The sequence below is a fragment of the Cellulomonas avistercoris genome (assembly GCF_014836445.1).
GTDB classification, from domain to species: Bacteria; Actinomycetota; Actinomycetes; order Actinomycetales; family Cellulomonadaceae; genus Cellulomonas; species Cellulomonas avistercoris.
This window is the reverse complement of record NZ_JACSQV010000006.1, coordinates 62503-88497: the sequence shown is the minus strand read 5'-3', so window position 1 is coordinate 88497 and position 25995 is coordinate 62503. Positions and strand designations below refer to the sequence as shown.

The 25995-nt window shown below is 69.7% G+C and carries 32 protein-coding genes; all 32 read right to left on the bottom strand.

What is annotated here, in order from left to right:
• Positions 1 to 28: 28 nt before the first annotated feature.
• The 32 genes from H9657_RS08555 to H9657_RS08400 all read right to left on the bottom strand — a co-directional run bounded on the left by H9657_RS08555 (position 29) and on the right by H9657_RS08400 (position 25987).
• The gene (locus H9657_RS08555; protein WP_191782379.1) at positions 29 to 664 is read right to left on the bottom strand and encodes an alternate-type signal peptide domain-containing protein; all 636 of its coding nucleotides are present in this window, start codon (positions 662 to 664) and stop codon (positions 29 to 31) included.
• A 106-nt stretch (positions 665 to 770) separates the two neighbouring features.
• On the bottom strand, positions 771 to 3041 hold the full coding sequence (locus tag H9657_RS08550; protein WP_191782376.1) for a CshA/CshB family fibrillar adhesin-related protein: 2271 nt from the start codon (positions 3039 to 3041) through the stop codon (positions 771 to 773).
• Positions 3042 to 3648: 607 nt separating this feature from the next.
• Positions 3649 to 4362, bottom strand: coding sequence for a 50S ribosomal protein L15 (gene rplO / locus H9657_RS08545; RefSeq protein ID WP_191782616.1), 714 nt, complete (start codon positions 4360 to 4362; stop codon positions 3649 to 3651).
• A 2-nt stretch (positions 4363 to 4364) separates the two neighbouring features.
• On the bottom strand, positions 4365 to 4547 hold the full coding sequence (rpmD, locus tag H9657_RS08540; protein WP_191782373.1) for a 50S ribosomal protein L30: 183 nt from the start codon (positions 4545 to 4547) through the stop codon (positions 4365 to 4367).
• Complete coding sequence (rpsE, locus tag H9657_RS08535) at positions 4547 to 5185, bottom strand: 30S ribosomal protein S5 (RefSeq protein WP_191782370.1); 639 nt, start codon at positions 5183 to 5185, stop codon at positions 4547 to 4549. Before rpsE ends, rpmD begins: the two co-directional genes overlap by 1 nt.
• A gap of 34 nt (positions 5186 to 5219) precedes the next feature.
• Positions 5220 to 5591, bottom strand: coding sequence for a 50S ribosomal protein L18 (gene rplR, locus H9657_RS08530; protein ID WP_191782367.1), 372 nt, complete (start codon positions 5589 to 5591; stop codon positions 5220 to 5222).
• 2 nt (positions 5592 to 5593) lie between these two features.
• Positions 5594 to 6133, bottom strand: a complete 540-nt coding sequence (gene rplF, locus H9657_RS08525; protein ID WP_191782365.1) for a 50S ribosomal protein L6 — start codon at positions 6131 to 6133, stop codon at positions 5594 to 5596.
• Between the two features lie 25 nt (positions 6134 to 6158).
• Positions 6159 to 6557, bottom strand: a complete 399-nt coding sequence (gene rpsH / locus H9657_RS08520; RefSeq protein WP_191782362.1) for a 30S ribosomal protein S8 — start codon at positions 6555 to 6557, stop codon at positions 6159 to 6161.
• Between the two features lie 94 nt (positions 6558 to 6651).
• The gene (locus H9657_RS08515; protein WP_046528982.1) at positions 6652 to 6837 is read right to left on the bottom strand and encodes a type Z 30S ribosomal protein S14; all 186 of its coding nucleotides are present in this window, start codon (positions 6835 to 6837) and stop codon (positions 6652 to 6654) included.
• 1 nt (position 6838) lies between these two features.
• Positions 6839 to 7411, bottom strand: coding sequence for a 50S ribosomal protein L5 (gene rplE, locus H9657_RS08510; protein WP_191782357.1), 573 nt, complete (start codon positions 7409 to 7411; stop codon positions 6839 to 6841).
• Entirely contained in the window at positions 7411 to 7752 is a 342-nt protein-coding gene (rplX, locus tag H9657_RS08505; RefSeq protein ID WP_191782356.1) for a 50S ribosomal protein L24, read from the bottom strand. Before rplX ends, rplE begins: the two co-directional genes overlap by 1 nt.
• A 2-nt stretch (positions 7753 to 7754) precedes the next feature.
• On the bottom strand, positions 7755 to 8123 hold the full coding sequence (gene rplN, locus H9657_RS08500; RefSeq protein WP_013117868.1) for a 50S ribosomal protein L14: 369 nt from the start codon (positions 8121 to 8123) through the stop codon (positions 7755 to 7757).
• A gap of 163 nt (positions 8124 to 8286) precedes the next feature.
• Positions 8287 to 8577 (bottom strand): 30S ribosomal protein S17, encoded by a 291-nt coding sequence (rpsQ, locus tag H9657_RS08495; RefSeq protein ID WP_191782355.1) that lies wholly within the window; start codon positions 8575 to 8577, stop codon positions 8287 to 8289.
• A gap of 7 nt (positions 8578 to 8584) precedes the next feature.
• Positions 8585 to 8821 carry a 50S ribosomal protein L29 gene (rpmC, locus tag H9657_RS08490; protein ID WP_225214955.1) on the bottom strand — a complete coding sequence of 79 codons (237 nt, stop codon included), beginning with the start codon at positions 8819 to 8821 and terminating at the stop codon, positions 8585 to 8587.
• Positions 8821 to 9237 carry a 50S ribosomal protein L16 gene (gene rplP / locus H9657_RS08485; protein ID WP_191782354.1) on the bottom strand — a complete coding sequence of 139 codons (417 nt, stop codon included), beginning with the start codon at positions 9235 to 9237 and terminating at the stop codon, positions 8821 to 8823. The genes rpmC and rplP overlap by 1 nt, the downstream gene beginning before the upstream one ends.
• Positions 9238 to 9240: 3 nt before the next feature.
• Positions 9241 to 10074, bottom strand: coding sequence for a 30S ribosomal protein S3 (gene rpsC, locus H9657_RS08480; protein ID WP_191782353.1), 834 nt, complete (start codon positions 10072 to 10074; stop codon positions 9241 to 9243).
• Complete coding sequence (rplV, locus tag H9657_RS08475; RefSeq protein WP_013117873.1) at positions 10074 to 10442, bottom strand: 50S ribosomal protein L22; 369 nt, start codon at positions 10440 to 10442, stop codon at positions 10074 to 10076. The genes rpsC and rplV overlap by 1 nt, the downstream gene beginning before the upstream one ends.
• A 55-nt stretch (positions 10443 to 10497) precedes the next feature.
• The gene (rpsS, locus tag H9657_RS08470) at positions 10498 to 10779 is read right to left on the bottom strand and encodes a 30S ribosomal protein S19 (protein WP_013117874.1); all 282 of its coding nucleotides are present in this window, start codon (positions 10777 to 10779) and stop codon (positions 10498 to 10500) included.
• Positions 10780 to 10794: 15 nt separating this feature from the next.
• The gene (rplB, locus tag H9657_RS08465) at positions 10795 to 11631 is read right to left on the bottom strand and encodes a 50S ribosomal protein L2 (RefSeq protein ID WP_191782352.1); all 837 of its coding nucleotides are present in this window, start codon (positions 11629 to 11631) and stop codon (positions 10795 to 10797) included.
• Between the two features lie 25 nt (positions 11632 to 11656).
• Positions 11657 to 11959 carry a 50S ribosomal protein L23 gene (rplW, locus tag H9657_RS08460; RefSeq protein WP_191782351.1) on the bottom strand — a complete coding sequence of 101 codons (303 nt, stop codon included), beginning with the start codon at positions 11957 to 11959 and terminating at the stop codon, positions 11657 to 11659.
• Positions 11956 to 12642, bottom strand: a complete 687-nt coding sequence (gene rplD, locus H9657_RS08455) for a 50S ribosomal protein L4 (RefSeq protein ID WP_191782350.1) — start codon at positions 12640 to 12642, stop codon at positions 11956 to 11958. Before rplD ends, rplW begins: the two co-directional genes overlap by 4 nt.
• A gap of 5 nt (positions 12643 to 12647) precedes the next feature.
• Positions 12648 to 13307, bottom strand: coding sequence for a 50S ribosomal protein L3 (gene rplC, locus H9657_RS08450; RefSeq protein WP_191782349.1), 660 nt, complete (start codon positions 13305 to 13307; stop codon positions 12648 to 12650).
• A 25-nt stretch (positions 13308 to 13332) separates the two neighbouring features.
• The gene (gene rpsJ, locus H9657_RS08445; RefSeq protein ID WP_013117879.1) at positions 13333 to 13641 is read right to left on the bottom strand and encodes a 30S ribosomal protein S10; all 309 of its coding nucleotides are present in this window, start codon (positions 13639 to 13641) and stop codon (positions 13333 to 13335) included.
• A gap of 305 nt (positions 13642 to 13946) precedes the next feature.
• The gene (locus H9657_RS08440) at positions 13947 to 14690 is read right to left on the bottom strand and encodes a hypothetical protein (RefSeq protein WP_191782348.1); all 744 of its coding nucleotides are present in this window, start codon (positions 14688 to 14690) and stop codon (positions 13947 to 13949) included.
• Between the two features lie 124 nt (positions 14691 to 14814).
• Positions 14815 to 16008 carry an elongation factor Tu gene (tuf, locus tag H9657_RS08435; protein ID WP_191782347.1) on the bottom strand — a complete coding sequence of 398 codons (1194 nt, stop codon included), beginning with the start codon at positions 16006 to 16008 and terminating at the stop codon, positions 14815 to 14817.
• Between the two features lie 122 nt (positions 16009 to 16130).
• Positions 16131 to 18233 carry an elongation factor G gene (gene fusA, locus H9657_RS08430; protein WP_191782345.1) on the bottom strand — a complete coding sequence of 701 codons (2103 nt, stop codon included), beginning with the start codon at positions 18231 to 18233 and terminating at the stop codon, positions 16131 to 16133.
• A 90-nt stretch (positions 18234 to 18323) separates the two neighbouring features.
• Positions 18324 to 18794: a 30S ribosomal protein S7 gene (rpsG, locus tag H9657_RS08425; RefSeq protein WP_135973049.1), complete on the bottom strand. Its 471-nt coding sequence runs from the start codon at positions 18792 to 18794 to the stop codon at positions 18324 to 18326.
• Positions 18795 to 18799: 5 nt separating this feature from the next.
• On the bottom strand, positions 18800 to 19168 hold the full coding sequence (rpsL, locus tag H9657_RS08420; RefSeq protein ID WP_013117883.1) for a 30S ribosomal protein S12: 369 nt from the start codon (positions 19166 to 19168) through the stop codon (positions 18800 to 18802).
• Between the two features lie 398 nt (positions 19169 to 19566).
• Positions 19567 to 19911: a hypothetical protein gene (locus H9657_RS08415; protein ID WP_191782343.1), complete on the bottom strand. Its 345-nt coding sequence runs from the start codon at positions 19909 to 19911 to the stop codon at positions 19567 to 19569.
• Positions 19912 to 20045: 134 nt separating this feature from the next.
• Entirely contained in the window at positions 20046 to 20393 is a 348-nt protein-coding gene (locus tag H9657_RS08410) for a hypothetical protein (RefSeq protein ID WP_191782340.1), read from the bottom strand.
• Positions 20390 to 21892: a C2 family cysteine protease gene (locus H9657_RS08405; protein WP_191782338.1), complete on the bottom strand. Its 1503-nt coding sequence runs from the start codon at positions 21890 to 21892 to the stop codon at positions 20390 to 20392. Before H9657_RS08405 ends, H9657_RS08410 begins: the two co-directional genes overlap by 4 nt.
• Before the next feature lie 225 nt (positions 21893 to 22117).
• A complete protein-coding gene (locus H9657_RS08400; RefSeq protein WP_191782335.1) occupies positions 22118 to 25987 on the bottom strand; it encodes a DNA-directed RNA polymerase subunit beta' in 3870 nt (1289 codons plus the stop codon).
• Positions 25988 to 25995: the final 8 nt, after the last annotated feature.

The window sequence follows — 25995 nt, the reverse complement described above, 5'->3', positions numbered from 1 at the left end:
GGCCGTGCGGCCCGCCCCACCCGGGGGATCACGGGGTGGTGAAGCCCGCGTCCTCGCGCACCTGCGTGAGCGAGACGCCCAGGTTGCCGAGCGCGGTGGCGGCGTTCACGTCGTCACGGGCCTGCGTCACGCCGGTGTCGGCGAAGCTCGCCGTGATGACGACCGTGAGGGTCGTGGTGCCGTCGCTCTCCACGAGGATCGTGGTGGGCGAGGTCGTCTCCTGGCTCGTCGTGTTGGCGGCGAAGCGGAGCGCGGCGGGGGCGCCGTACGCACCGGTCGCGACCGGCGTCGTGGTGTCGCCCTCCTTGTACACCTCGTAGGAGAGTTCGAGCCCGTTGAGGTCGACCGGCGCGGTCGACGTGAGGGCGAGCTCGGCGGCCAGGTTGTCACCGATCAGCGTGACGTCCACGGCGACGGTGCCCTCGGCGGTGTCGCCGGGAACCATGCGCCAGGTGCTCAGGTTGATCACGTGGTCGGCGTCGGTGCGGTCGGCCGAGGTGTCGACCCACGACAGCGCGGCGGCAGCCGTGACGTTCAGGTCACCGTTGGTGATGGTGCCACCGGCGACGGAGTCCTGGGCGCTCCAGAGCGCGAACGTCGAGCCACCGGTGAGCAGCGCGATCCCGGCGACGCCGGCGATGAGGCCCTTGGTCTTGTTCTTCATGGTGATGCCTTTCTGAGGGTGGTCGCCCGGAGGGCGGAGCAGCACGTCCGGGCGGGCGTCTGCGAGTGCGTGGGTGCTGCGGTCAGGTGGTGCGGCGGACCGTCCGTCACGGATGCGGCACCACCGCCTTCTGACCGGTGCAGGTCACCGCAGCCGCGGCACCTGGCTCGATACGTGGGATGACGACCGTGGTGGCGGCCGGCAGCCCCGGGCACGTGATGAGCACGGCCCCGCTGGTGGGCGTGGTCCCGGCCGCGGTGGTGCGGCTCTCGGTCCACGCGTCGGTCAGGCGGACGTTCGTCAGCGCCGCGCTGCCGGTGTTCGTGACGGTGTAGCGCCACTCGACGGACGTGCCGGGCGCGAGCACCGCGCCGGTCGCACGCGGCGTCGACGTGCCGGGGACGTAGGCACGCTTGACAACGTCGACACCGAGGGCCCACAGCTCGACGCGGGCGCAGCTCTTCGCGCTGAGCTCGGCGGACCCGAGGTCGCACACGACCGGCGTGCCCGCGGCGATCGCGACCGTCGAGGCCCGCGCGAGGTTCGTCATGATCCGGTTCCCCGGAACCACCTTGACGGTCATCGGGTAGCTCACGGTCACCGAGGTGCCCGCAGCGAGCGCGCCGCTCCAGGTGATCCGGCTGCCGGTCTGGACGGGCGCACCGACCGAGGGGCCTGCGGGCGTCCGGGTGGCCGAGAGCGTGCCGAGGCTCGCGTCGTCCAGCGCACCGGCCACCTCGTCCACGAGGTACGCCGGCTGCGCGGCGGTGAAGTCGAGGTTGCCGGTGTTGCGCAGCGTCACGCTGTAGGTGACCGTGCCACCGGCGCCGGGCACCTCGGTGGCGCCGCCGGCGCTCTTCTCGACCTCGAGCTTCGCGACCTGCACGGTGACGGCCCAGTCCTCGGTCTCACCGAGCAGGGAGGCGCCGACGGGAGAGGCGAGGTCGCTCGCAGCGGTCGAGACCCGCAGCCGGAGGAACGAGGGCCCCGCGACGGTTCCGGCGGGCAGGTTCCAGGTGAGCGTCACGTTGCCGCCGTCGTTCGCCGTGCTGGTGCACGCCGTGTCGCCGACCGACCGCTCGCCGGCGTCCAGGAAGTCGCCGTCACGGTTCCAGTCGATCCAGCCCGCCACACGGCTCGCGGCCGTGCCGCGACACTTCGCGGTCGTCTGGTACGTCGTCGTGACCCCGGGGTACACCGCGGGCGCTGCGAGCGTGAGCCCGGTGAAGGCGTCCTCGTCACCGCTGCCGTCGCCCGTGGCGCCGGCGGAGTGCGGCACCGAGCTGTTCGGGAGCGCCGAGGCGCCGAGCGTCGTGGTCGGCGCCGCCATGCCCGCGAGCTGGGGCGCCGTGATCGCCGCGCGGTTGCAGGGGATGATGCCGGTGCAGGCGTAGCCGGCGACGTCCGTCGTGGAGCTGAGCGTCGTCCCCGTCCACGTGGGAACGACGACGCCGCCCGCGACACCGTACGAGGCGGGCGCGTCACCGAAGTCGGCCCCGAGCACGTAGCCGATCGCGACGGCGTTGCCGCCCGCGCCTCGCAGCGTGAAGCTGAGCGAGGAGACTCCGGTCGCGAGCAGCACGGCGTTCGCCGTGCCGGCCCCGCTCGTGCACTCGTCGTCCCGGTTGCTCAGCGTGAGCGTCTTGCTGCTGTTCGAGAGCGTGGCGCGGATGCGGTAGTCCGCGTTGGAGCACCCGCCGGCGCTGCGGCTGAGGACCCGCCAAGGCGCTGCGACCGGGCTGTTGTTCGCCGTCACGGCGAGCGACTCGCTGGAGCTCATGGACTCCGCGTCGGCCACGACCAGGCCGCCGAGGTCGAGCGCACGGCTGGTGCCCCGGTTGGCCGCCCCCCAGCCCTGACCGTCGAACTCGACGAGCGAGGCACCGCACGTCACGGTGAACGTCCGCTGCAGGAGGTTGCTGCTCGAGCCGCCCCGGGACAGGATCCCGTGGCGCAGCTGATTGGCGCCGCCCGAACCGCCGACGTTGTACATGCCGTCGAGCCCGTCGCCGTTGTAGCCCCCCGGCCGGTAGACCTCGACAGCGCCGTTGAGGTTGCTGATGGTGCAGCTGACCTCGACGCGCTGGGCCGGGCCCACCTCGTGCCAGTTCGACGCGATCGTGTTGTTGGGGATGTTGGCGGCGTCCGCGCCCCACGTCAGCCAAGCGATCCGGTCGTTGTGCGCACCGGTGCCGCCGGTGGCGTACACCGGCGCTCCCGTCGCGCTGCTGCCCGCATCGCCGGCTGCCGCCTGCGCCGCGGGCGCGCCGGCGACGTCGACGGCCGTGGCGACGGTGCCCACGGTGAGCGCGACGACGAGCGCGAGCCCGATGCGCCGCGCGCGCACCTGCTCCCCCGCCCTCGTGCCTGCTCGCATCTTCGTCGTCCCCCTTGGTCCTGCCGGTGGCGGCCGGGCGAGCCCCTGTGGGCCTCGGTTCCGGTACCTGCTTGCAGGTTCAAGTAGGTCAGTCGTCCAGGACGGGCGTCCATCAGGACACAAGGGCCACACCGGGCCACACCCGGACCTAGAGGCGCACAACGCCGGGTGCTACTCCCCAGGCCGCCGATCTGTTTCACCCGGACGCCCGAAACCGCAACCGGATGCCATGGGCGGTCATGACACGACGCTGTCGCGTCACCCGTTCGCCGCCGCGCCGCAGGTCAGACCTGGCAACCGTTCGCCAGGGCGAGACGTGGATCGGCCACGCGGTGCGACGGCTCGTGCCGTCGACCACGCGTGATCGGCAGTGCGATGCGCGCGCCGACCCCGCACAAGGGCCCGTCGCCGTGCCGGGCGAGGTGCACGTCAGGACGACTTTCGGAGACACCGCGCCGGGACTTGCGTCGGCCGGGCAGCGTGGCGCACCACGGTGTGCGCCTGCCGGGACCGGAAGGGTGCCGACAACGACGCAGCGGGCGGCCCCGGGATCTCTCCCGGGACCGCCCGCTGCGTGTGGTCCGACCGTGCGGACGTCTGCGGGGCGTCAGCCCTGCGCGACGCTCCCGCCGGCGGCCTCGATCTTGTCCTTCGCCGATGCGGAGCACTTGTCCACGTCGACGGAGACCTTGACCGTCAGCTCGCCGTCGCCCAGCACCTTGACGCGGTGGCCCTTGCGGACCGCGCCCTTGGCAACCAGGTCGGCGACCGTCACGTCGCCACCGTCGGGGTACAGCGCCGAGAGCTTGTCCAGGTTGACGACCTGGTACTCGACGCGGAACGGGTTCTTGAAGCCACGGAGCTTGGGAAGCCGCATGTGCAGCGGCATCTGCCCACCCTCGAAGCGGTCCGGCACCTGGTACCGGGCCTTGGTGCCCTTGGTACCACGGCCGGCCGTCTTGCCCTTGGACGCCTCACCACGACCCACGCGGGTCTTGGCGGTCTTGGCGCCCGGGGCCGGACGCAGGTGGTGCACCTTGAGGGTGCCACCGGCGCCGGGCTGGGCAGCAGCCTCGGCGGCGGCCTTGGCGGCAGCCGTCGGGGCCTTCTTCTTCGCCGGGGCCTTGTCGGCCTTCGCGGAGGACTCGGTCGTGGAGGAGTCGGCCTTGGCGGACGAGGCCGCCTTGGTCTTCTTCTCCGCAGCCGGAGCGGACTCCGTCTTGGCGGTGGCCTTCTTCGCCGGAGCCTTCTTGGCAGCCTTGGGCGCCTCGGTCACCGTCGTGTCGTCGGCCGTCTTGTCAGCCTTCTTGTCGTCGGCCATGGTCACTCGACCTCCTCGACCGCGACCAGGTGCGTCACCGTGTTGACCATGCCGCGGATCTCAGGGCGGTCCTCCTTGACGACGACGTCGCCGATCCGCTTCAGGCCCAGGGTGCGCAGCGTGTCGCGCTGGTTCTGCTTACCGCCGATGGCGGAACGGGTCTGGGTCACCTTGAGGCGGGCCATCATGCACCTGCCTTCGCCGACGCAGCGGCACGACCCTCGGCCTGCGCGCGCAGCAGCGCGTGCGGCGCGACGTGGTCGAGCGGCAGCCCACGACGGGCGGCCACGGCCTCGGGCTCCTCGAGGGAGCGCAGGGCCTCGACCGTGGCGTGCACGATGTTGATGGCGTTGGTCGACCCGAGCGACTTGCTGAGCACGTCGTGGATGCCGGCGCACTCGAGCACCGCGCGCACCGGACCACCGGCGATCACACCGGTACCCGGCGACGCGGGACGCAGGAAGACGACACCGGCGGCCTTCTCACCCGTGACGGGGTGAGGGATGGTGCCCTGGATGCGGGGGACGCGGAAGAAGCTCTTCTTCGCCTCCTCGACACCCTTGGCGATCGCCGCGGGCACCTCCTTGGCCTTGCCGTAGCCGACGCCGACCGTGCCGTCGCCGTCGCCCACCACGACCAGCGCGGTGAAGCTGAACCGGCGGCCGCCCTTGACGACCTTGGCGACACGGTTGATCGTCACGACGCGCTCGACGAACGCGCTCTTCTCGGGGGCGTCACGCCGCCCGCCGTCACGACGGCCGCCGTCCCGGCGGTCGCCGCCGGTGCCACCGGCACCGGTGTTGCTGCGCTGAGGAGCAGCCATCAGAGAGTCCTCTTCTTCGATGCGGAGTTCGTCGTCACAGGTTCAGACCGCCCTCGCGGGCGCCGTCGGCGACCGCAGCGACCCGACCGTGGTACTTGTTGCCGCCACGGTCGAACACGACGGCCTCGACGCCGGCAGCCTTGGCACGAGCGGCCACGAGCTCGCCGACCTTGCGGGCCTTGGCGGTCTTGTCGCCGTCGTCGCCACGCAGGTCGACCTCGAGGGTCGACGCAGACGCGAGCGTCTTGCCGATCGCGTCGTCCACGACCTGAGCGGTCATGTGCCGCGCGGAGCGCGTCACGACGAGGCGGGGACGAGCAGCCGTACCGACCACCTTCTTGCGCAGGCGCAGGTGACGACGCCGACGAGCGACGGTCGTGCCCTTGCCTCTGATGCCGATAGCCATGGCTACTTCCCAGCCTTTCCGACCTTGCGGCGCACGTTCTCGCCCGCGTACCGCACGCCCTTGCCCTTGTAGGGCTCCGGCTTGCGGATCTTGCGGATGTTCGCGGCGACCTCGCCCACCTGCTGCTTGTCGATGCCCTGGACCGAGAACTTCGTCGCGGACTCGACCGCGAACGTGATGCCGGCCGGGGGCTCGATAACCACGGGGTGGCTGAAGCCGAGTGCGAACTCGAGGTTGTCACCCTTCGCCAGCACGCGGTAACCGGTGCCGACGATCTCGAGCTTCTTGGTGTAGCCCTCCGTCACGCCGGTGACCAGGTTGGCCAGCAGCGTGCGGGTCAGGCCGTGCAGCGAGCGCGAGTTGCGCTCGTCGTCGGGACGCGACACCACGAGGGCGCCCGCGTCGTCGCGGTCCACCGTGAGGGGCGCCGCGATGGTGTGGCTGAGCGTTCCCTTGGGACCCTTGACCGTCACCACGCGGTCGTCGATGGCGACATCGACGCCTGCCGGCACCGGGACGGGGATCCTGCCGATTCGAGACATGGCTGTTCTCCTCTCCGTCTCGGACTTACCAGACGTAGGCGAGGACTTCCCCACCCACGCCCTTCTTGGCGGCCTGCTTGTCGGTGAGCAGCCCCGAGGACGTGGACAGGATCGCCACACCCAGGCCGCCGAGCACCTTCGGCAGATTGGTCGACTTGGCGTACACGCGCAGGCCCGGCTTGGACACGCGCTTGACGCCGGCGAGCGCACGCTCGCGGTTGGGGCCGTACTTCAGCGTGATCGTGAGGTTCTTGCCCACAGGCGCGTCCTCGACGGTCCAGCCGGAGATGTAGCCCTCGGCCTGCAGGATCTCGGCGACGTGGCTCTTGAGCTTCGAGAACGGGATCGTCACCGTGTCGTGGTGCGCCGAGTTCGCGTTGCGCAGACGAGTCAGGAAGTCTGCGATCGGGTCGGTCATGGTCATCGGGCGTCAGCCCTTTCTCGCCGGGGTATCCGCGGCCCTGTGTTCAGGGCCGCGGACCTACCGACGTCAGGAGGGTGTTACCAGCAGCGCTGGATTACCAGCTGCTCTTCGTCACGCCCGGGAGCTCGCCACGGTGGGCCATCTCCCGCACGCAGATCCGGCACAGGCCGAACTTGCGGTACACCGAGTGCGGACGTCCGCACTTCTGGCAACGCGTGTAACCGCGGACCGCGAACTTGGGCTTCGCGGCCGCCTTGTTGATGAGGGCGGTCTTCGCCATGTCAGTTCTCCTTGAACGGGAAGCCGAGGAGCTTGAGGAGCGCGCGGCCCTCGTCGTCCGTCGTCGCGGTGGTCACGATCGTGATGTCCATACCGCGGACACGGTCGATCTTGTCCTGGTCGATCTCGTGGAACACGGACTGCTCCACGAGGCCGAACGTGTAGTTCCCGTGACCGTCGAACTGCTTGGGCGACAGGCCGCGGAAGTCGCGGATGCGCGGCAGCGCGGTGGACAGCAGGCGGTCGAGGAACTCCCAGGCACGGTCGCCGCGCAGCGTGACGTGCGCGCCGATCGGCATGCCCTCGCGCAGCTTGAACTGCGCGATGGACTTGCGAGCCTTCGTGACCTGCGGCTTCTGGCCCGTGATCTGGGTCAGGTCGCGGATCGCGCCCTCGATGAGCTTGGAGTCCTTCGCGGCGTCGCCGACACCCATGTTGACGACGACCTTGACCAGTCGCGCCACCTGGTTGATGTTCTCGTGGCTGAACTGCTCGAAGAGCGCCGACCGGATCTCGTCGTTGTAGCGCGTCTTGAGCCGCGGCAGAGCCGGGGCCTCGATGGTGGTCTCGGTCATCAGATGTCCTTACCGGAGCGCTTGGCGACGCGGACGCGCACGTTGCGCGTGCGCCCGTCGCGCTCGACCTGCTCGGTGCGGTAGCCGACCCGGGTGCCCTTCTTGGTCTCCGGGTCCACGAGCATCACGTTGCTGATGTGGATGGGGGCCTCGATCGTCTCGATGCCACCGGTGCGGGTGCCGCGCGAGGTCTGGCCGGCCTTCGTGTGCTTCTGCACACGCTGGACGCCCTCGACCACGACGCGCTGCGTCTCGGGGAGCACCTCGAGGACGCGTCCCTGCTGGCCCTTGTCGCGGCCCGAGATCACGAGGACGAGGTCGCCCTTCTTGATCTTCGCCATGGTCAGATCACCTCCGGAGCGAGCGAGATGATCTTCATGAACTTCTTGTCACGCAGCTCCCGGCCCACCGGGCCGAAGATGCGCGTGCCACGAGGCTCGCCGTCGTTCTTGAGGATCACAGCCGCGTTCTCGTCGAACTTGATGTACGAACCGTCGGGGCGCCGACGCTCCTTGCGGGTGCGGACGATGACCGCCTTGACGACGTCGCCCTTCTTGACGTTGCCGCCGGGGATGGCGTCCTTCACGGTGGCGACGATGACGTCACCGATGCCCGCGTAACGGCGGCCGGAACCGCCGAGCACACGGATGCAGAGGATCTCCTTGGCACCCGTGTTGTCGGCGACACGCAGTCGCGACTCCTGCTGGATCATCTACCTACTCCTGTCGTCTGGCGGGTTCTCGCTCGCACGATGGCGGCGAGCCTGGCCATCCGGATGGTTGCCGTGGTGCACACGCCGCGGGCGGGAGACCCGCCCGCGTCGTGGGCAACTGTCGTGGTGCTGTGCTGCGCAGGCCTCGCGGCCGGCTGCAGGGTTACTTGGCCTTCTGGAGGATCTCGACGAGCCGGAAGTGCTTGGCTGCCGACAGCGGCCGGGTCTCCATGATCTCGACCAGGTCGCCCACGCCGGCGGCGTTCAGCTCGTCATGCGCCTTGACCTTGCTGGTCCGGCGGATGACCTTGCCGTACAGCGGGTGCTTGACGCGGTCCTCGACCTCGACCACGACCGTCTTGTCCATCTTGTCGGACACGACGTAGCCGCGGCGGGTCTTGCGGTCCGCGCGGGGCTCCGACGTCGCCGTCGTCTGCTCGTGCTTGGTGGTCATGATTGCCTCACTCCGCGCTCGGTGCGGTACGGATGCCGAGCTCACGCTCGCGCAGGATCGTGTAGATGCGCGCGATGTCGCGGCGGACGGCCTTGAGGCGTCCGTGGCTCTCGAGCTGACCGGTCGCGGACTGGAAGCGGAGGTTGAACAGCTCCTCCTTGGCCTTCTTCAGCTCGGCGACCAGCTTCTCGTCGTCGAAGGTGTCCAGCTCCGTGGGAGCCAGCTCCTTGGTTCCGATAGCCATCAGTTACCACCCTCGCGCACGATGAAACGTGTCTTCATCGGGAGCTTGTGCTGCGCGCGGCGCATGGCCTCACGCGCGAGCGGCTCCGGGACACCGGCGAGCTCGAACAGAACTCGGCCCGGCTTGACGTTGGCGATCCACCACTCGGGCGAGCCCTTGCCGGAACCCATGCGGGTCTCGGCGGGCTTCTTCGTCAGGGGACGGTCCGGGTAGATGTTGATCCAGACCTTCCCCCCACGCTTGATGTGGCGGGTCATGGCGATACGTGCAGCCTCGATCTGCCGGTTCGTGACGTAGGCCGGCTCGAGAGCCTGGATGCCGTACTCACCGAACGAGATCGTGGTGCCACCCGTCGCGGCGCCGGAGCGCCCCGGGTGGTGCTGCTTGCGGTGCTTCAGCCTGCGCGGGATCAGCACGGCTCAGGCCTCCGTTCCGGACTCGGTGGGCGCCTGCGCTGCGGGCGCCTGCTCGGCGGCCGGAGCGGGGGCGTCCTGACGCTCGGGACGGCGTGCCCCGGTGCGAGGACCACGGTCACCGCGGTCACCACGGTCGCCGCGCGGGCCACCACGGGAAGGACGGGGAGCCTGCGAGGCCTGCTCGCGTGCCCACTCCTTCTCCGTCATGTCGCCCTTGTAGACCCAGACCTTCACGCCGATGCGGCCGAAGGTCGTGCGAGCCTCGAAGAAGCCGTAGTCGATGTTCGCGCGCAGCGTGTGCAGCGGCACACGACCCTCGCGGTAGAACTCCGTACGGCTCATCTCCGCGCCACCGAGGCGGCCGGACACCTGCACACGGATGCCCTTGGCACCCGCGCGCTGGGCCGACTGGATGCCCTTGCGCATGGCACGGCGGAACGAGACACGGCTCGCCAGCTGCTCGGCGATGCCCTGGGCGACCAGCTGAGCCTCGATCTCGGCGTTCTTGACCTCGAGGATGTTCAGCTGGACCTGCTTGCCCGTGAGCTTCTCGAGCTCGCCGCGGATGCGGTCGGCCTCCGCGCCACGACGCCCGATGACGATGCCCGGGCGGGCGGTGTGGATGTCGACGCGCACACGGTCACGGGTGCGCTCGATCTCGACCTTGGCGATGCCGGCGCGCTCGAGACCCGTGCTCATGAGCTTGCGGATCTGCACGTCCTCACGGACGTAGTCGCGGTAGCGCTGACCCGGCTTCGTCGAGTCCGCGAACCATCGCGAACGGTGGTCGGTCGTGATGCCCAGGCGGTACCCGAGCGGGTTGACTTTCTGTCCCACTATCGGGCCCGTCCCTTCGTCTCACGCTCAGCGACGACCACGGTGATGTGGCTCGTGCGCTTGAGGATCTGGCTGGCCCGACCCTGCGCCCGCGGACGGAACCGCTTGAGCGTCGGACCCTCGTCGACGAAGACCTCCGAGATGAAGAGGTCTGCCTCGTCGAGTCGCTCGCTGTTGCGCTTGGCCCCCTCGACCGCATTGGCGACCGCGGACTGCACCGTCTTCAAGACGGGCTCCGCCGCGGCCTGCGGCGCGAACTTCAGCACCGCCACGGCCTCCGCCGCCTGCTTGCCACGGATGAGGTCCACGACGCGGCGGGCCTTCTGGGGCGTGACGCGGACGAACCGCGCCTTCGCCTTGGCTTCCATCGCTGTCCTGCTCTCTTGTCTCTGCCGTCAGGGCGTCACCAGGCTGACCCGGGGGTCAGCGGCGACGGCCCTTCCGGTCGTCCTTCTCGTGGCCGCGGAACGTCCGCGTGGGGGCGAACTCGCCGAGCTTGTGCCCGACCATCGACTCCGTCACGAACACCGGGGTGTGCTTGCGGCCGTCGTGCACCGCGAACGTGTGGCCGAGGAAGTCGGGCGTGATCATCGAACGACGAGACCACGTCTTGATGACGTTCTTCGTACCGGCCTCGTTCTGCGCGTCGACCTTCTTCTGCAGGTGGCCGTCGACGAACGGGCCCTTCTTGAGGCTGCGAGGCATTCTCTCGGGCTCCTATCAGCGCTTCTTGCCGGTGCGCCGACGGCGCACGATGAGCTTGTCGCTCGGCTTGTTCGGACGACGGGTGCGGCCCTCGGACTGGCCCCACGGGCTGACGGGGTGACGTCCACCGGACGTCTTGCCCTCGCCACCACCGTGCGGGTGGTCGATCGGGTTCATGGCGACACCACGGACGGTCGGGCGCTTGCCCTTCCAGCGCATGCGGCCGGCCTTGCCCCAGTTGATGTTCGACTGCTCGGCGTTGCCGACCTCGCCGACCGTGGCGCGGCAGCGCAGGTCGACGTTGCGGATCTCGCCGGACGGCATGCGCAGCTGCGCGTACGGCCCGTCCTTCGCGACGAGCTGCACCGAGGCACCTGCCGAACGTGCGATCTTCGCGCCGCCGCCGGGCTTGAGCTCGATGGCGTGGATGACCGTACCGGTCGGGATGTTGCGCAGCGGGAGGTTGTTGCCCGGCTTGATGTCCGCCCCGGCACCTGCCTCGAGCATGTCGCCCTGCGACACCTTGTTGGGGGCGAGGATGTACCGCTTCTCGCCGTCCGCGTAGTGCAGCAGCGCGATGCGCGCGGTGCGGTTCGGGTCGTACTCGATGTGCGCGACCTTGGCCGGCACGCCGTCCTTGTCGTGACGACGGAAGTCGATCACGCGGTAGGCGCGCTTGTGCCCGCCGCCCTGGTGACGCGTCGTGATGCGACCGGTCGCGTTGCGACCGCCGGTCTTGTGCAGCGGACGGACGAGCGACTTCTCCGGCTGCGAGCGCGTGATCTCGACGAAGTCGGCGACGCTCGAGCCGCGGCGGCCAGGCGTCGTCGGCTTGTACTTACGGATTCCCATGAAAGTAAGTCCTCTTCGCTCTCGGTCAGCCGACCGGTCCGCCGAAGATGTCGATCGAGCCCTCGCGGAGGGTGACGATCGCACGCTTCGTGTTCTTGCGGCGGCCGATGCCGAAGCGGGTCCGGCGGGCCTTGCCCTGACGGTTCGCGGTGTTGACCGACTCGACCTTGACGCCGAAGACGTGCTCGACGGCGATCTTGATCTCGGTCTTGTTGGCCCGCGGGTCGACGAGGAAGGTGTACTTCCCCTCGTCGAGCAGGCCGTAGCTCTTCTCCGAGACGACCGGCGCGATCAGGATGTCGCGCGGGTCCTTGCCGACGTCGGTCACTTCGTCTCCTCGTTGGCCTCGGACTCGGAAGCGACAGCCTTCGCGCCCTTGACGGGGCCGGCGAGGAACGCGTCGAGCGCGCCCTGCGTGAAGACCACGTCGTCCGAGATGAGGACGTCGTAGGTGTTGAGCTGGTCGGCGACGAGCAGGTGGACCCGCTCGACGTTCCGCAGCGACTTCCAGGTGATCTCGTCCTGACGCTCGACGACCACGAGGACGTGCTTGCGGCCGGAGAGGTTGTCGAGCACCGCGATGGCGGACTTGGTCGACGGGACCTCGCCCGGGGCGAAGCCCGTGACGACGTGGACGCGACCGGCACGCGCGCGGTCCGAGAGAGCACCGCGGAGCGCCGCGGCCTTCATCTTCTTCGGGGTCCGCTGCGAGTAGTCACGCGGGGTCGGGCCGTGGACGACGCCACCGCCGGCGAACTGCGGCGCACGGGTCGAGCCCTGACGGGCGCGGCCGGTGCCCTTCTGCTTGTACGGCTTCCTGCCACCACCGCGGACCTCGCCGCGGCTCTTGGTGTCGTGGGTGCCCTGCCGCGCGGCGGCGAGCTGGGCGACGACGACCTGGTGGATCAGCGGGATGTTCGTCGTGGCGTCGAAGACGTCACCGGGCAGGTCGGCCGTTCCGGCCTTCTTGCCCTTCTCGTCGAGGACGTCGACGGTCAGCGTGTCGCTCATCGAGGTCACGCACCCTTCGCAGCGGAACGCACGACCACGACGCCACCCTTGGGGCCGGGAACTGCGCCCTTGACGAGCAGCAGACCCCTCTCGACGTCGATCGCGTGCACGGTCAGGTTCTGGGTGGTCTGACGGGCGACGCCCATCCGACCGGCCATCTTGATGCCCTTGAACACGCGCGACGGCGTCGATGCGCCACCGATCGAGCCGGGCTTGCGGTGGTTGCGGTGCGCACCGTGGGAGGCGCCGACGCCGTGGAAGCCGTGACGCTTCATCACACCCGCCGTGCCCTTGCCCTTGGTGGTACCGGTGACGTCCACGACCTGGCCGGCCTCGAAGGCACCGGCCGTGATCTCCTGCCCGAGCGTGTACTCGGCAGCGTTGGACGTACGGATCTCGGCCACATGCCGACGGGGGGTGACCCCCGCCTTCTCGAAGTGGCCCTTGAGCGGCTTGGTGACCTTGCGCGGGTCGATCTGGCCGTAGGCCAGCTGGACCGAGCTGTAGCCGTCGCTCTCAGCGGAGCGGACCTGCGTCACGACGTTCGTACCCACGGCGACGACGGTGACGGGAACGAGGCGGCCTGCCTCGTCCCACACCTGCGTCATGCCGAGCTTGGTGCCGAGCAGCGCCGTGACGGGGCGCGCGTTCTGCTGGGTAACCATGAAGATCAGTCCCTTCCCAGCGGTATCAGAGCTTGATCTCGATGTTCACGTCCGCAGGCAGGTCGAGACGCATGAGCGAGTCGACGGCCTTCGGCGTGGGATCGATGATGTCGATGAGCCGCTTGTGCGTACGCATCTCGAAGTGCTCGCGGCTGTCCTTGTACTTGTGGGGCGACCGGATGACGCAGAAGACGTTCTTCTCCGTCGGCAGCGGCACCGGACCCACGACCGACGCACCAGCGCGAGTCACCGTGTCGACGATCTTGCGCGCCGAGCTGTCGATGACCTCGTGGTCGTAGGACTTGAGCCGGATGCGGATCTTCTGTCCCGCCATGGCGTCGTCTACTTCTCTCTCTCGAAATACCGGTCCGTCCGACCCCCGCACTCGGGCGTGTCGCTCTGCGCGACGCACCTTCGTGCTGCGTTCCGTTCCCGGAAAGGGGCCGTGGTTGTCGTCGAACGCCCCCCACCGAGTGACCCCGGGGTCCGAGCGTTCGCCACGTCTGTCCGCCCAGCCGATAGGCGCGCGTGAACGCACACCCCGGCGGGCAACCCCGACAGTCTGCCAGACGGGACGAGGAAAGGGCAACTCCGCCTGTGTCACACCCCCGCTCGCGCGCGCCGACGACGTCTCCGGGCTCAGGGAAGGTGGTCGACCGTGACGCCGCCCGCGCCCCCCTCGACCACGAGCTCCCAGTGGTCCGCGTCGGCGTCGAAGCCCGTCGTCGTCAGCTCCGCGCCGGCGCCGAGACCACCCGTGCGTGCCCCGTCGACGTCCACCCACCCTGCGCCGGACGCCACCGCGACGCGGGCCGCGTCACCGCGCGACAGGCGGAACCGCAGGTCGTCCACCCCCGCGCGCACGACCGCGCGCATCGTGCCGTCCGCCGGGGGCAGCGCCACGCCGACGCCCCCGGCGCCACCACCGACCTCGACGCCCTGCACGTCCAGTCCCGCGAGGTCGAGGTCCGCGTCGTCCGCGCCCACCGTCACGCGGAGCGTCCAACGCACGCCGGGCGCCAGCCGGACCGTGGCGGTCGTGCCGGCGACCCGCACGTCCTGCTCGCCCGCCGTCGCGGTGTGCGTGGCCGTCGCGTCACCGCCGGCCCCCCGCACGTCGAGCAACGTGCCCGTGGGCGCTCCCCCGGTGACCAGCACGCGGTCCGCCCGGGCATCCAGCACGAGGGTCGCCGCGTCACCGCTCCCCCGCGGCACCTGCACCACCGCGTCGCGGCCGGCCCCGCCGTCGCCCCACGGACGCACGACGAGCGCGACCACGACCGCGACCAGGACGCCGCCCGCCACCACCGCCCACCCGATCCGTCGCTGCCGTGCCTCGACCTGCCCCGGGGCCTCGTGCCGCTGCCGTCCGCGCTCGTCCACCGCGCGACAGTACCGGTGCACCGCCCTGCACGCCCGGGGACGACGCAGGGCCCGAGAACGACGCAGGGCCCGGGAGCCGAAGCTCCCGGGCCCTGCGTGGTGGATCAGCCCCGAGGGGCCAGGATCACTTGGTGATCTTGATGACGCGACCCGAGCCGACGGTGCGGCCACCCTCGCGGATGGCGAAGCCGAGGCCCTCCTCCATCGCGATGGGCTGGATCAGCGTGACGGAGATCTCCGTGTTGTCGCCGGGCATGACCATCTCGGTGCCCTCGGGCAGCGTGATGACGCCGGTGACGTCGGTGGTGCGGAAGTAGAACTGCGGGCGGTAGTTCCCGTAGAACGGGTTGTGACGGCCACCCTCGTCCTTGGACAGGATGTAGACCTGGCCCTCGAACTCGGTGTGCGGCGTGATCGAGCCGGGCTTGACGACGACCTGGCCGCGCTCGACCTCCTCGCGCTTCGTGCCACGCAGCAGCAGGCCGACGTTCTCGCCCGCCTCGGCGTAGTCGAGCAGCTTGCGGAACATCTCGACGCCGGTGACCGTGGTCTTGATCGCCTTCTCCTTGATGCCGACGATCTCCACCTCCTCGTTCACCTTGAGCGAGCCACGCTCGACACGGCCGGTGACGACCGTGCCACGGCCCGTGATCGTGAAGACGTCCTCGATGGGCATGAGGAACGGCTTGTCGATCTCGCGGACCGGGTCCGGCACGTTCTCGTCCACGGCGTCCAGCAGGTCCTCGACGGACTTGACCCAGACCGGGTCGCCCTCGAGCGCCTTGAGGCCGGAGACGCGCACGACCGGCGCGTTGTCGCCGTCGAACTCCTGCGACGACAGCAGCTCGCGGACCTCCATCTCGACGAGCTCGAGGATCTCCTCGTCGTCGACCATGTCGGACTTGTTGAGCGCCACGAGCAGGTAGGGCACGCCGACCTGACGGGCGAGCAGCACGTGCTCACGCGTCTGGGCCATCGGGCCGTCGGTCGCCGCGACCACGAGGATCGCGCCGTCCATCTGCGCGGCACCCGTGATCATGTTCTTGATGTAGTCGGCGTGACCGGGCGCGTCGACGTGCGCGTAGTGACGCTTCTCGGTCTGGTACTCGACGTGCGCGATGTTGATGGTGATACCGCGCTGCTTCTCCTCCGGCGCCTTGTCGATCTCGTCGAACGGCGTGAAGGGGTTCAGGTCCGGGTACTTGTCGTGCAGCACCTTCGAGATCGCGGCGGTCAGCGTCGTCTTGCCGTGGTCGACGTGACCGATGGTCCCGATGTTGACGTGCGGCTTCGTCCGCTCGAACTTCGCCTTGCCCACTGGGTGTCCTCCTCAGGACTTGGTAGAGATTGCCCGACGGCAGTTACCTGACGGTACCTGCCCGACGTGCGGTCCTACGGGTCGGATGTGTAGCTGGAACTGCAGGGTTCGACCTGTGGGACTTACTCGCCCCGGGTCTTCTTGATGATCTCTTCGGCAACCGCCCGAGGAACCTCGGCGTAGCTGTCGAACTGCATCGAGTACACGGCACGGCCCTGGGTCTTCGACCGCAGGTCACCGACGTACCCGAACATCTCGGAGAGGGGCACCTGGGCGCGGACGACCTTGACGCCGGTCGCGTCCTCCATGGACTGGATGATGCCGCGGCGGGAGTTGATGTCGCCGATGACCTCGCCCATGTACTCCTCGGGCGTGCGCACCTCGACGGCCATGATCGGCTCGAGGAGGGCCGGGTCCGCCTTGCGCACCGCCTCCTTGAGGATCATCGAGCCGGCGATCTTGAACGCCATCTCCGAGGAGTCGACGTCGTGCGCGGCACCGTCGAGCAGGATCGCCTTGACGCCCACGAGCGGGTAGCCCGCGAGCACGCCCAGCTGCATCGCGCTCTGGATGCCCGCGTCGACCGACGGGATGTACTCGCGCGGGATGCGGCCACCGGTGACCTTGTTGTCGAACTCGTAGAGCTCGCCCTCGGCAGGGTCCAGCGGCTCGAAGGTCATCTGCACCTTGGCGTACTGGCCCGAGCCACCGGTCTGCTTCTTGTGCACGTAGTCGATCTTGACGACGGCACGACGGATCGTCTCGCGGTAGGCCACCTGCGGCTTGCCGACGTTGGCCTCGACCTTGAACTCGCGACGCATGCGGTCGACGAGGATGTCGAGGTGGAGCTCGCCCATGCCGCCGATGACGGTCTGGCCGGTCTCCTCGTCCAGGCGGACGCGGAACGTCGGGTCCTCCTCGGCGAGCTTCTGGATGGCCGTGGAGAGCTTCTCCTGGTCGGCCTTCGTCTTCGGCTCGATCGCCACGTCGATGACGGGCTCCGGGAAGGTCATCGACTCGAGGATCACCGGCGCGCTCGGGTCGCACAGGGTGTCACCGGTGGTGACGTCCTTGAGCCCGATGAACGCGTAGATGTGGCCGGCCTGCGCCTCGGCGACGGGGTTCTCCTTGTTGGAGTGCATCTGGAAGAGCTTCCCGATGCGCTCCTTCTTCCCCTTGGTGGAGTTGAGCACCGCGGCGCCCGACTCGACCTTGCCCGAGTACACGCGCACGTACGTCAGCTTGCCGAAGAACGGGTGCGTGGCGACCTTGAACGCGAGAGCCGAGAACGGCTCGGTCGCGTCCGGGTGACGCTCGACGACGAGCTCCGGGTCCTTGACGTCGTGACCCTCGACCGCGGCGACGTCCAGGGGCGTCGGCAGGTAGTCGATGACGGCGTCGAGCATGGGCTGCACGCCCTTGTTCTTGAACGCCGACCCGCACAGCACGGGGTACGCCTCCGACGAGATGGTGAGCTGGCGGATGCCGGCCTTGATCTCGGCGACCGTCAGCTCCTCGCCACCGAGGAACTTCTCGAGCAGCTCGTCGCTCGTCTCCGCGACGGACTCGAGCAGCTCGGCCCGGTACTGCTCGGCCTTCTCCTGCAGGTCGGCCGGGATGTCCTCGATCTCGTACTTCTCGCCGAGGGCGGTCTCGCCGCGCCACACGAGCGCACGCATCTCGACCAGGTCCACGACACCGATGAAGTCGTTCTCGGAGCCGATCGGCAGCTGGATGACCAGCGGCTTGGCCTTGAGGCGGTTCACGATCGTGTCGACGGTGAAGTAGAAGTCCGCGCCGAGCTTGTCCATCTTGTTGACGAAGCAGATGCGCGGGACGTCGTACTTGTCGGCCTGGCGCCAGACGGTCTCCGACTGGGGCTCCACGCCCTCCTTGCCGTCGAACACGGCGACGGCACCGTCGAGGACGCGCAGCGAGCGCTCGACCTCGACCGTGAAGTCGACGTGACCGGGCGTGTCGATGATGTTGATCTGGTTGTTCTTCCAGTAGCAGGTCGTCGCGGCCGACGTGATCGTGATGCCGCGCTCCTGCTCCTGCTCCATCCAGTCCATCGTCGAGGCGCCGTCGTGCGTCTCACCGATCTTGTAGTTGACCCCCGTGTAGAACAGGATCCGCTCGGTGGTCGTCGTCTTGCCGGCATCGATGTGCGCCATGATGCCGATGTTGCGGACCTTCGTGAGGTCCGTCAGCACGTCCAGTGCCACGTGGTAGCCCCTTGTCGGTTGGCTTGAGGTGGGTGCCGTTCGCGTCGCCGCGGGCCCGTCAGTCCGACGGGCCCGCAGCGAGCGCCGGGGTCACCAGCGGTAGTGCGCGAACGCCCGGTTGGACTCGGCCATCTTGTGCATGTCCTCGCGACGCTTCACCGCGGCACCCAGGCCGTTGGACGCGTCGAGGATCTCGTTCATGAGGCGCTCGGTCATCGTCTTCTCGCGACGGGCGCGCGAGAAGTCCGTGAGCCAGCGCAGGGCCAGCGTCGTGGCGCGCACGGGGCGCACCTCGATCGGCACCTGGTAGGTGGCGCCACCGACGCGGCGGGACTTGACCTCGATGGAGGGACGCACGTTGTCCAGCGCGCGCTTGAGCACGACGACCGGGTCGGACTGCGTCTTGTCACGGACGCCCTCGAGCGCGCCGTAGACGATGGCCTCGGCGACGGTCTTCTTGCCGTCGAGGAGGACCTTGTTGATGAGCTGCGTGACCACCGGCGAGCCGTAGACGGGGTCGACGATCAGCGGCCGCTTCGGAGCGGGACCCTTGCGAGGCATCTGTCTCAGCCCTTCTTCGCGCCGTAGCGGCTGCGTGCCTGCTTGCGGTTCTTGACGCCCTGCGTGTCGAGCGCGCCGCGCACGATCTTGTAGCGGACGCCGGGGAGGTCCTTCACACGACCGCCGCGCACGAGCACGATGGAGTGCTCCTGCAGGTTGTGGCCGACGCCCGGGATGTAGGCCGTGACCTCGATGCCCGAGGACAGGCGCACGCGCGCCACCTTGCGGAGCGCCGAGTTCGGCTTCTTCGGGGTGGTCGTGTAGACACGGGTGCACACACCGCGTCGCTGGGGGGAGCCCTTGAGGGCAGGCGTCTTCGACTTGTTCGTCTTCGCCTGCCGGCCCTTGCGGACCAGCTGCTGGATCGTAGGCACTACGTCTCCGTCTGTCGGTGTTCTCTGGTCTGACCGGCACCCGTCACCCTGGACGGCCGGCTCGGCCCGGATCGTCGCCCGTCGCGCGACTACCCCGGAGGTCTCGAGTCCCGAACCGACCCCCGCGCCCGGGCGTGTCGCCCCGGCCCTCCGCACGGCGACCGTCCCGTACGGGACCGTTCCGGTAGAGGTGGGAGCCACCCGGTGCCCCCCGGACGCACCCCGACAAGGGGTGGGCGACCGAGTGCACGCGCAAGGGCCCGACGGCGCGGGCACGGTGTCCTACGCTACCCGCCGTCGCCGGGCGCGTCAAAGGCCGAGGTGCGGGGCGGAAGCGGGGGCCCGGAGGCCCCCGGCAGGACGTACGGCGAGCCGGCTCAGGCCCCGCCGGCCGAGCGTCACTCGGCGGGCAGCACCCAGGCCTCGCCGCTCTCCTCGACGACGTCGTCGCCGGAGCCCTCGACGTCGACCTTGACGAGCTCGAAGCTCTTGCCCTTGACCTCGCCGGACCGTCCCACGGTGAGGTCGACCGCGTCGTCGAAGTCCTGGCCGTCCGAGGCGATCAGCGAGATGCTGTCCTCCCCGAAGTTGGCGGCGGTGAGCGTCAGCCCGTCGACCTCGACGGGCTCCCCCGCCTTGAGGTGCACCGCACCCTCGGGCACGTCCTGACCGCCGCAGGCCGCGAGCAGCGCGACCAGCCCGACGACCAGAGCACTCCGGAACCCTCGTCCAGCTCGTCCCACGGGGCGACCTCATCTCGTCTCGACACGTCACTGTGCGCGGCGCACGCCGACCGCGCGCGGGACCGCGGCCCGATGGTAGCGGCTCGCGCGCGGCGCACGGGCGATATGTCCGCATGCGGACACCGACCCGCGCCTCAGTCCTCGTCGACGACCACCCAGACGGCCGCGTCGGGCAGGTCGGGGCGGTCGTCGCCACCCAGCTCGGTCGCGACCAGCGTGAACGACACGCCCAGGGCCTCGACCGTCTCGCCGACCGCGACGTCGAGCACCGACGCCGGCGAGGTGCCGTCACCGACGTTCAGCACGGCGCTGTCCTCCTCGACGTTGGCGGCCACGACGATCAGCCCCGCGACGTCGGTCGGGATGTTCGCGCGCAGCTGCACGGCGTCGTCGGGCACCGGCTCCTCCTCCGTGGTCGTGCAGCCCATCGCGAGCGCGCCGACGGTCAGCGCGACGGCCACCGACCTCCATGCGCGGCTCACGGGTGCACCTCGTTGACGCGGACCTGCCGGAACGACGCGTCGAAGTCCTCGATCGTCATCGTGATCGGCGGGTACATCGCGGTCCCCCACGGATTGACCACGGTCACCGTGCCCTTCTGCGTGTCGACGGCGCTCACATAGTAGGCGTGCCCCCGGATGAGCCGGTCCGCACCCGCCTGCTGCCCGTACGTCGGCAGGTCCTTGCCCTGGCCCTGCGCCATGGACGACAGGCCGACGGCTCCGCCGCCCTGGATGATGCCGGCGAGGTCCTCGATGCTGAGGTCACCGGGCGCGTGGTTCGTCGACGGCACGCCGGTGAGGATCTCCAGGCCGACGTCGGCGGTGCCGCCCTCGGTCTTCTCGTAGTCGCCGTAGTGCAGCGCCAGCGCCTTCTCCATCACCATGGGCCACAGCTCGTACCCCGTCGTCTGGTTGTCGCTCAGCAGGTACTGCGGCGAGCGGGCCAGCGACGGCTTGCCGTCGACCAGCACCATCTCCGGGGTGACCGTGACGTACACGGGCACACCGTCGTCGTAGAGACGGACGGTGTACGAGCCGTTCGCGTTGGAGGTGATCGCGCCCTCGATGACGGACGGGTCCGCGTGCGCCACCGCACCCAGCGAGGCCATCCACCAGCAGTTGCCGATCGAGCCCTGGGCGATGTCGTCCGGGTCCACTCCCTGCACCACCAGGTCGTGCGGCACCTCGCCGTACACGCCGGCGTTGGCCGGGCTGTCCTTCTTGTCCCGGGCGTCGTCGCCGCCGATCGTGGAGAACGACGGCTGCAGCTCGCCCGTGAAGGCGGCCAGCCGGTCCAGCGTCTCCTTCGACGCGTTCCCGGCCAGGATCTCCCAGAGCTCGCGGCGCTCCTCACGGGACCAGCCGCCGAACACCCAGCCGTCCTCCATCTGGTCGACCCAGCGCTCGAGCTCGTCGTCGCTCATCTCGGCGACGAGGGCGTCGATCTCGCGGCCGTTGAGCTGCGCGATCGCGTCCCGGGCGTCGTCCAGGTCACCGGCTCGCACACCCCAGAACCCGCCGTCGAGCGCGTCGCGCACATCGTCCAGCGCCTCGTCGACGCGCTCCTGGTCCGCAGCCGGCCGCGTGTCGGACGCGTTGGCGAAGTCGGGCCCGCCGCCCGTCCCGCCGGCGTCGGCCGTCGGCGCCGCAGGCGCCTCGCCGCGGTCCGGACCCGGTGCCGCGTCCTCGTCGGTGCCCGCCACGGGCGGAGCCGGGTCCTCGTCGCCGGCCGCGGGCGCGTCGCCGCCGTAGTAGGTCGGGACGTCCTCGCCGCCGCAGTCGCCCGCCTGGGTCCCGATCGAGCGCACCGCGCACGTGACGCGCTCCGCGAGCGTCGTCCCGACGTCGGAGACGCGCGCGGCCGCGATGACACCCGCGACGACGAGCACGACGACGATGACGACGCCGAGGTACTCGACGGACCCGGCGCCGCGGTCGGACGTCTCGTGCACGCGGGCGCGCGTCCCCAGGGTGGTCATGCCCGAACTCTCGCGTGCCCGGCCGGCCGCGGGCAGTGCCCCTGGTCCCCCGTCGCGGGGGGCCCCGGGGCCCCCCGGGCCGGGCCGGCGGCGGGCAGTGCCCGGGGGCCCCCGGCGGGGGGCCCCGGGGGCCCAGCCGCCCCGCCCGGGCGCCCCGGGCACGCCCGAGGGGCCCGTCGGTCGAACCGACGGGCCCCTCGGGGTCGTGCTGGGAGGTGGTCGACCTCAGCGGTAGTCGCCGAAGTCGATGTCCTCGAGCGGGATCGCCTCGCCGGTGCCCAGACCGAGCGCCGGGAAGTCGATCTCGTCGTAGCCGAAGGCCGGGTACAGCTCGGCCTTCGCCTCCTCGGTCGCCTCCACCGCCACGTTCCGGTACCGGGGCAGCCCGGTGCCGGCGGGGATGAGCTTGCCGAGGATGACGTTCTCCTTCAGGCCCAGCAGCGGGTCCGAACGGCTCGACATCGCGGCCTCGGTGAGCACCTTCGTCGTCTCCTGGAAGGAGGCCGCCGAGAGCCACGAGTCCGTCGCGAGCGACGCCTTCGTGATGCCCATGAGCTCGGGACGACCCGAGGCCGGCTGACCACCCTCGGAGACCGCCTTGCGGTTGAAGTCCTCGAAGCGACCGCGCTCGGCCAGCTCGCCGGGCAGCAGGCCCGTCTCGCCGGAGTCGAGCACCGTCACGCGCCGCAGCATCTGCCGCACGATGACCTCGATGTGCTTGTCGTGGATGTCCACGCCCTGCGAGCGGTAGACCTCCTGGACCTCGTCCACCAGGTGCTTCTGCGTGGCACGCGGGCCGAGGATGCGCAGCACCTTCTTCGGGTCGACGGCGCCCACGACGAGCTGGGTACCGACCGACACGTGGTCGCCGTCCTGGATCAGCAGGCGCGACCGCTTGGTGATGGCGTAGCGGATCTCCTCGGAACCGTCGTCCGGGGTCAGGACGAGCGCACGCGCGCGGTCCGTCTCCTCGATCGTGATCCGACCCGAGAACTCCGCGATGTGCGCCTCACCCTTGGGGGTGCGGGCCTCGAAGAGCTCCTGGACGCGGGGAAGACCCTGCGTGATGTCGTCCGCCGAGGCCACACCACCGGTGTGGAACGTCCGCATCGTCAGCTGCGTGCCGGGCTCACCGATCGACTGGGCGGCGATGATGCCGACCGCCTCGCCGATGTCGACGAGCTTGCCGGTGGCCAGCGAGCGGCCGTAGCACTTGGCGCACGTGCCGACGCGGGACTCGCAGGTGAGCACCGAGCGGATCTTGAGCTCGGTGACACCCGTCTCCAGCAGCCGGTCGAGCAGGACGTCGCCGACGTCGTCGCCCGAGCGGCCGATGACCTCGCCCTCCACCTCGATGTCGGTGGCGAGCGTCCGCGAGTACACGGACGTCTCCACCTTGTCGTGGCGCCGCAGCGTGCCGTCCGCCGCCGCCACGCCGATCGGCATGGTCAGGCCACGCTCGGTGCCGCAGTCGTCCTCACGGACGATGACGTCCTGCGAGACGTCCACCAGACGACGCGTGAGGTAGCCCGAGTCGGCGGTCCGCAGAGCGGTGTCCGCCAGACCCTTGCGGGCGCCGTGCGTCGCGATGAAGTACTCGAGGACGGACAGGCCCTCGCGGTAGTTCGCCTTGATCGGGCGAGGGATGATCTCGCCCTTCGGGTTGGCGACCAGGCCACGCATGCCCGCGATCTGGCGGACCTGCATCCAGTTGCCTCGCGCACCGGAGCCGACCATGCGGAACACGGTGTTGCGGGGCGGGAAGTTGGCCTGCATGGCCTTGGCGACCTTGTCGGTGGCGTTCGTCCAGATCTCGATGAGCTCCTGACGACGCTCGTCGTCGGTGATGAGGCCCTTCTCGTACTGGCCCTGCACCTTCGCCGCGCGTGCCTCGTGCTCGTCGAGGATGTCCTGCTTCTCGGCAGGCGTCGCCACGTCGGAGATCGCGATCGTCACGCCCGAGCGGGTGGCCCAGCGGAAGCCGGCCTCCTTCAGGGCGTCGAGCGACGCGGCGACCTCGACCTTCGGGTACCGCTCGGCCAGGTCGTTGACGATGACCGACAGGCGCTTCTTGTCGACGACGCCGTTCTCGTACGGGTAGTCGACGGGCAGCAGCTCGTTGAAGAGCGCACGGCCCAGCGTCGTCTCGAACAGGAGCGTCTGCCCCGGCTCCCAGCCCTCGGGCGCCTGGTCCTCGGAGAGCACCAGGTCGTCGAACCGGATCTTCACGACCGCGTTGAGGTCGAGCGAGCCCTGGTCGAACGCCATGATCGCCTCGGACACCGAGCTGAACGCACGGCCCTGGCCCTCCGGGTCCTCCTTGTCGGAGGTCAGGTGGAACAGACCGATGATCATGTCCTGCGAGGGCATGGTCACGGGCCGGCCGTCGGACGGCTTGAGGATGTTGTTGCTCGAGAGCATGAGGATGCGGGCCTCGGCCTGCGCCTCGGCGCTCAGGGGCAGGTGGACGGCCATCTGGTCACCGTCGAAGTCCGCGTTGAACGCGGCGCAGACGAGCGGGTGCAGGTGGATCGCCTTGCCCTCGACCAGCTGGGGCTCGAACGCCTGGATGCCCAGACGGTGCAGCGTGGGTGCACGGTTGAGCAGCACCGGGTGCTCGGTGATGACCTCCTCGAGCACGTCCCACACGACCGGGCGCGCGCGCTCGACCATGCGCTTGGCCGACTTGATGTTCTGCGCGTGGTTGAGGTCCACCAGGCGCTTCATCACGAACGGCTTGAACAGCTCGAGCGCCATCTGCTTGGGCAGACCGCACTGGTGCAGCTTGAGCTGCGGGCCGACGACGATGACCGAACGGCCCGAGTAGTCGACGCGCTTGCCGAGCAGGTTCTGGCGGAACCGGCCCTGCTTGCCCTTGAGCATGTCGGAGATCGACTTCAGCGGACGGTTGCCGGGGCCCGTCACCGGACGACCGCGGCGGCCGTTGTCGAACAGCGAGTCCACGGCCTCCTGGAGCATCCGCTTCTCGTTGTTGACGATGATCTCCGGCGCGCCCAGGTCCAGGAGTCGCTTGAGGCGGTTGTTCCGGTTGATGACGCGGCGGTACAGGTCGTTCAGGTCCGAGGTGGCGAAGCGGCCACCGTCGAGCTGGACCATCGGGCGCAGGTCCGGCGGGATGACCGGGACCGCGTCGAGGACCATGCCCGTCGGCGAGTTGTTCGTCGTGAGGAACGCGTTGACCACCTTGAGCCGCTTGAGCGCGCGCGTCTTGCGCTGGCCCTTGCCGTTCTTGATGGTGTCGCGCAGCGACTCGGACTCGGCCTCGAGGTCGAACGCCTCGAGGCGCTTCTGGATCGCCGCGGCGCCCATCGAGCCCTCGAAGTAGTTGCCGTAGCGGTCCTGCAGCGCGCGGTACAGCATCTCGTCGCCCTCGAGGTCGGCGACCTTGAGGTTCTTGAACCGGTCCCAGACCTGCTCGAGGCGGTCGAGCTCGGCATCCGCACGCTTGCGGATCTGCGCCATCTCGCGCTCGGCGGAGTCGCGGACCTTGCGGCGCGCGTCGGCCTTGGCACCCTCGGCCTCGAGCTCGGCCAGGTCGGCCTCGAGCTTCTGGGCGCGGGTGTTGATGTCGTTGTCGCGGCGGTCCGAGATCTCCTTCTTCTCCAGGTCGATCTCGTTCTGGAGGTTGGGGAGGTCCTCCTGGCGGCCGTCCACGTCGACCCACGTGATCATGTAGGCCGCGAAGTAGATGACCTTCTCCAGGTCCTTGGGCGCCAGGTCGAGCAGGTAGCCCAGCCGCGACGGCACACCCTTGAAGAACCAGATGTGCGTGACGGGGGCGGCCAGCTCGATGTGGCCCATGCGCTCACGGCGGACCTTCGAGCGCGTCACCTCGACGCCGCAGCGCTCGCAGATGATGCCCTTGAAGCGCACGCGCTTGTACTTGCCGCAGTAGCACTCCCAGTCCCGGGTGGGGCCGAAGATCTTCTCGCAGAAGAGCCCGTCCTTCTCCGGCTTGAGGGTGCGGTAGTTGATGGTCTCGGGCTTCTTCACCTCGCCGTGCGACCAGGCACGGATGTCGTCGGCCGTGGCCAGGCCGATGCGCAGCTCGTCGAAGACGTTGACGTCGAGCAAGGGGGTCC

Coding starts and splice junctions, on each gene's coding strand:
- H9657_RS08555 (WP_191782379.1), bottom strand. CDS start 664: ATGAAGAACAAGACCAAGGGCCTCATCGCCGGCGTCGCCGGGATCGCG.
- H9657_RS08550 (WP_191782376.1), bottom strand. CDS start 3,041: ATGCGAGCAGGCACGAGGGCGGGGGAGCAGGTGCGCGCGCGGCGCATC.
- rplO (WP_191782616.1), bottom strand. CDS start 4,362: ATGGCCGACGACAAGAAGGCTGACAAGACGGCCGACGACACGACGGTG.
- rpmD (WP_191782373.1), bottom strand. CDS start 4,547: ATGGCCCGCCTCAAGGTGACCCAGACCCGTTCCGCCATCGGCGGTAAG.
- rpsE (WP_191782370.1), bottom strand. CDS start 5,185: ATGGCTGCTCCTCAGCGCAGCAACACCGGTGCCGGTGGCACCGGCGGC.
- rplR (WP_191782367.1), bottom strand. CDS start 5,591: ATGGCTATCGGCATCAGAGGCAAGGGCACGACCGTCGCTCGTCGGCGT.
- rplF (WP_191782365.1), bottom strand. CDS start 6,133: ATGTCTCGAATCGGCAGGATCCCCGTCCCGGTGCCGGCAGGCGTCGAT.
- rpsH (WP_191782362.1), bottom strand. CDS start 6,557: ATGACCATGACCGACCCGATCGCAGACTTCCTGACTCGTCTGCGCAAC.
- H9657_RS08515 (WP_046528982.1), bottom strand. CDS start 6,837: ATGGCGAAGACCGCCCTCATCAACAAGGCGGCCGCGAAGCCCAAGTTC.
- rplE (WP_191782357.1), bottom strand. CDS start 7,411: ATGACCGAGACCACCATCGAGGCCCCGGCTCTGCCGCGGCTCAAGACG.
- rplX (WP_191782356.1), bottom strand. CDS start 7,752: ATGGCGAAGATCAAGAAGGGCGACCTCGTCCTCGTGATCTCGGGCCGC.
- rplN (WP_013117868.1), bottom strand. CDS start 8,123: ATGATCCAGCAGGAGTCGCGACTGCGTGTCGCCGACAACACGGGTGCC.
- rpsQ (WP_191782355.1), bottom strand. CDS start 8,577: ATGACCACCAAGCACGAGCAGACGACGGCGACGTCGGAGCCCCGCGCG.
- rpmC (WP_225214955.1), bottom strand. CDS start 8,821: ATGGCTATCGGAACCAAGGAGCTGGCTCCCACGGAGCTGGACACCTTC.
- rplV (WP_013117873.1), bottom strand. CDS start 10,442: ATGGAAGCCAAGGCGAAGGCGCGGTTCGTCCGCGTCACGCCCCAGAAG.
- rpsS (WP_013117874.1), bottom strand. CDS start 10,779: ATGCCTCGCAGCCTCAAGAAGGGCCCGTTCGTCGACGGCCACCTGCAG.
- rplB (WP_191782352.1), bottom strand. CDS start 11,631: ATGGGAATCCGTAAGTACAAGCCGACGACGCCTGGCCGCCGCGGCTCG.
- rplD (WP_191782350.1), bottom strand. CDS start 12,642: ATGAGCGACACGCTGACCGTCGACGTCCTCGACGAGAAGGGCAAGAAG.
- rplC (WP_191782349.1), bottom strand. CDS start 13,307: ATGGTTACCCAGCAGAACGCGCGCCCCGTCACGGCGCTGCTCGGCACC.
- rpsJ (WP_013117879.1), bottom strand. CDS start 13,641: ATGGCGGGACAGAAGATCCGCATCCGGCTCAAGTCCTACGACCACGAG.
- rpsG (WP_135973049.1), bottom strand. CDS start 18,794: ATGCCTCGCAAGGGTCCCGCTCCGAAGCGGCCGCTGATCGTCGACCCC.
- H9657_RS08405 (WP_191782338.1), bottom strand. CDS start 21,892: ATGACCACCCTGGGGACGCGCGCCCGCGTGCACGAGACGTCCGACCGC.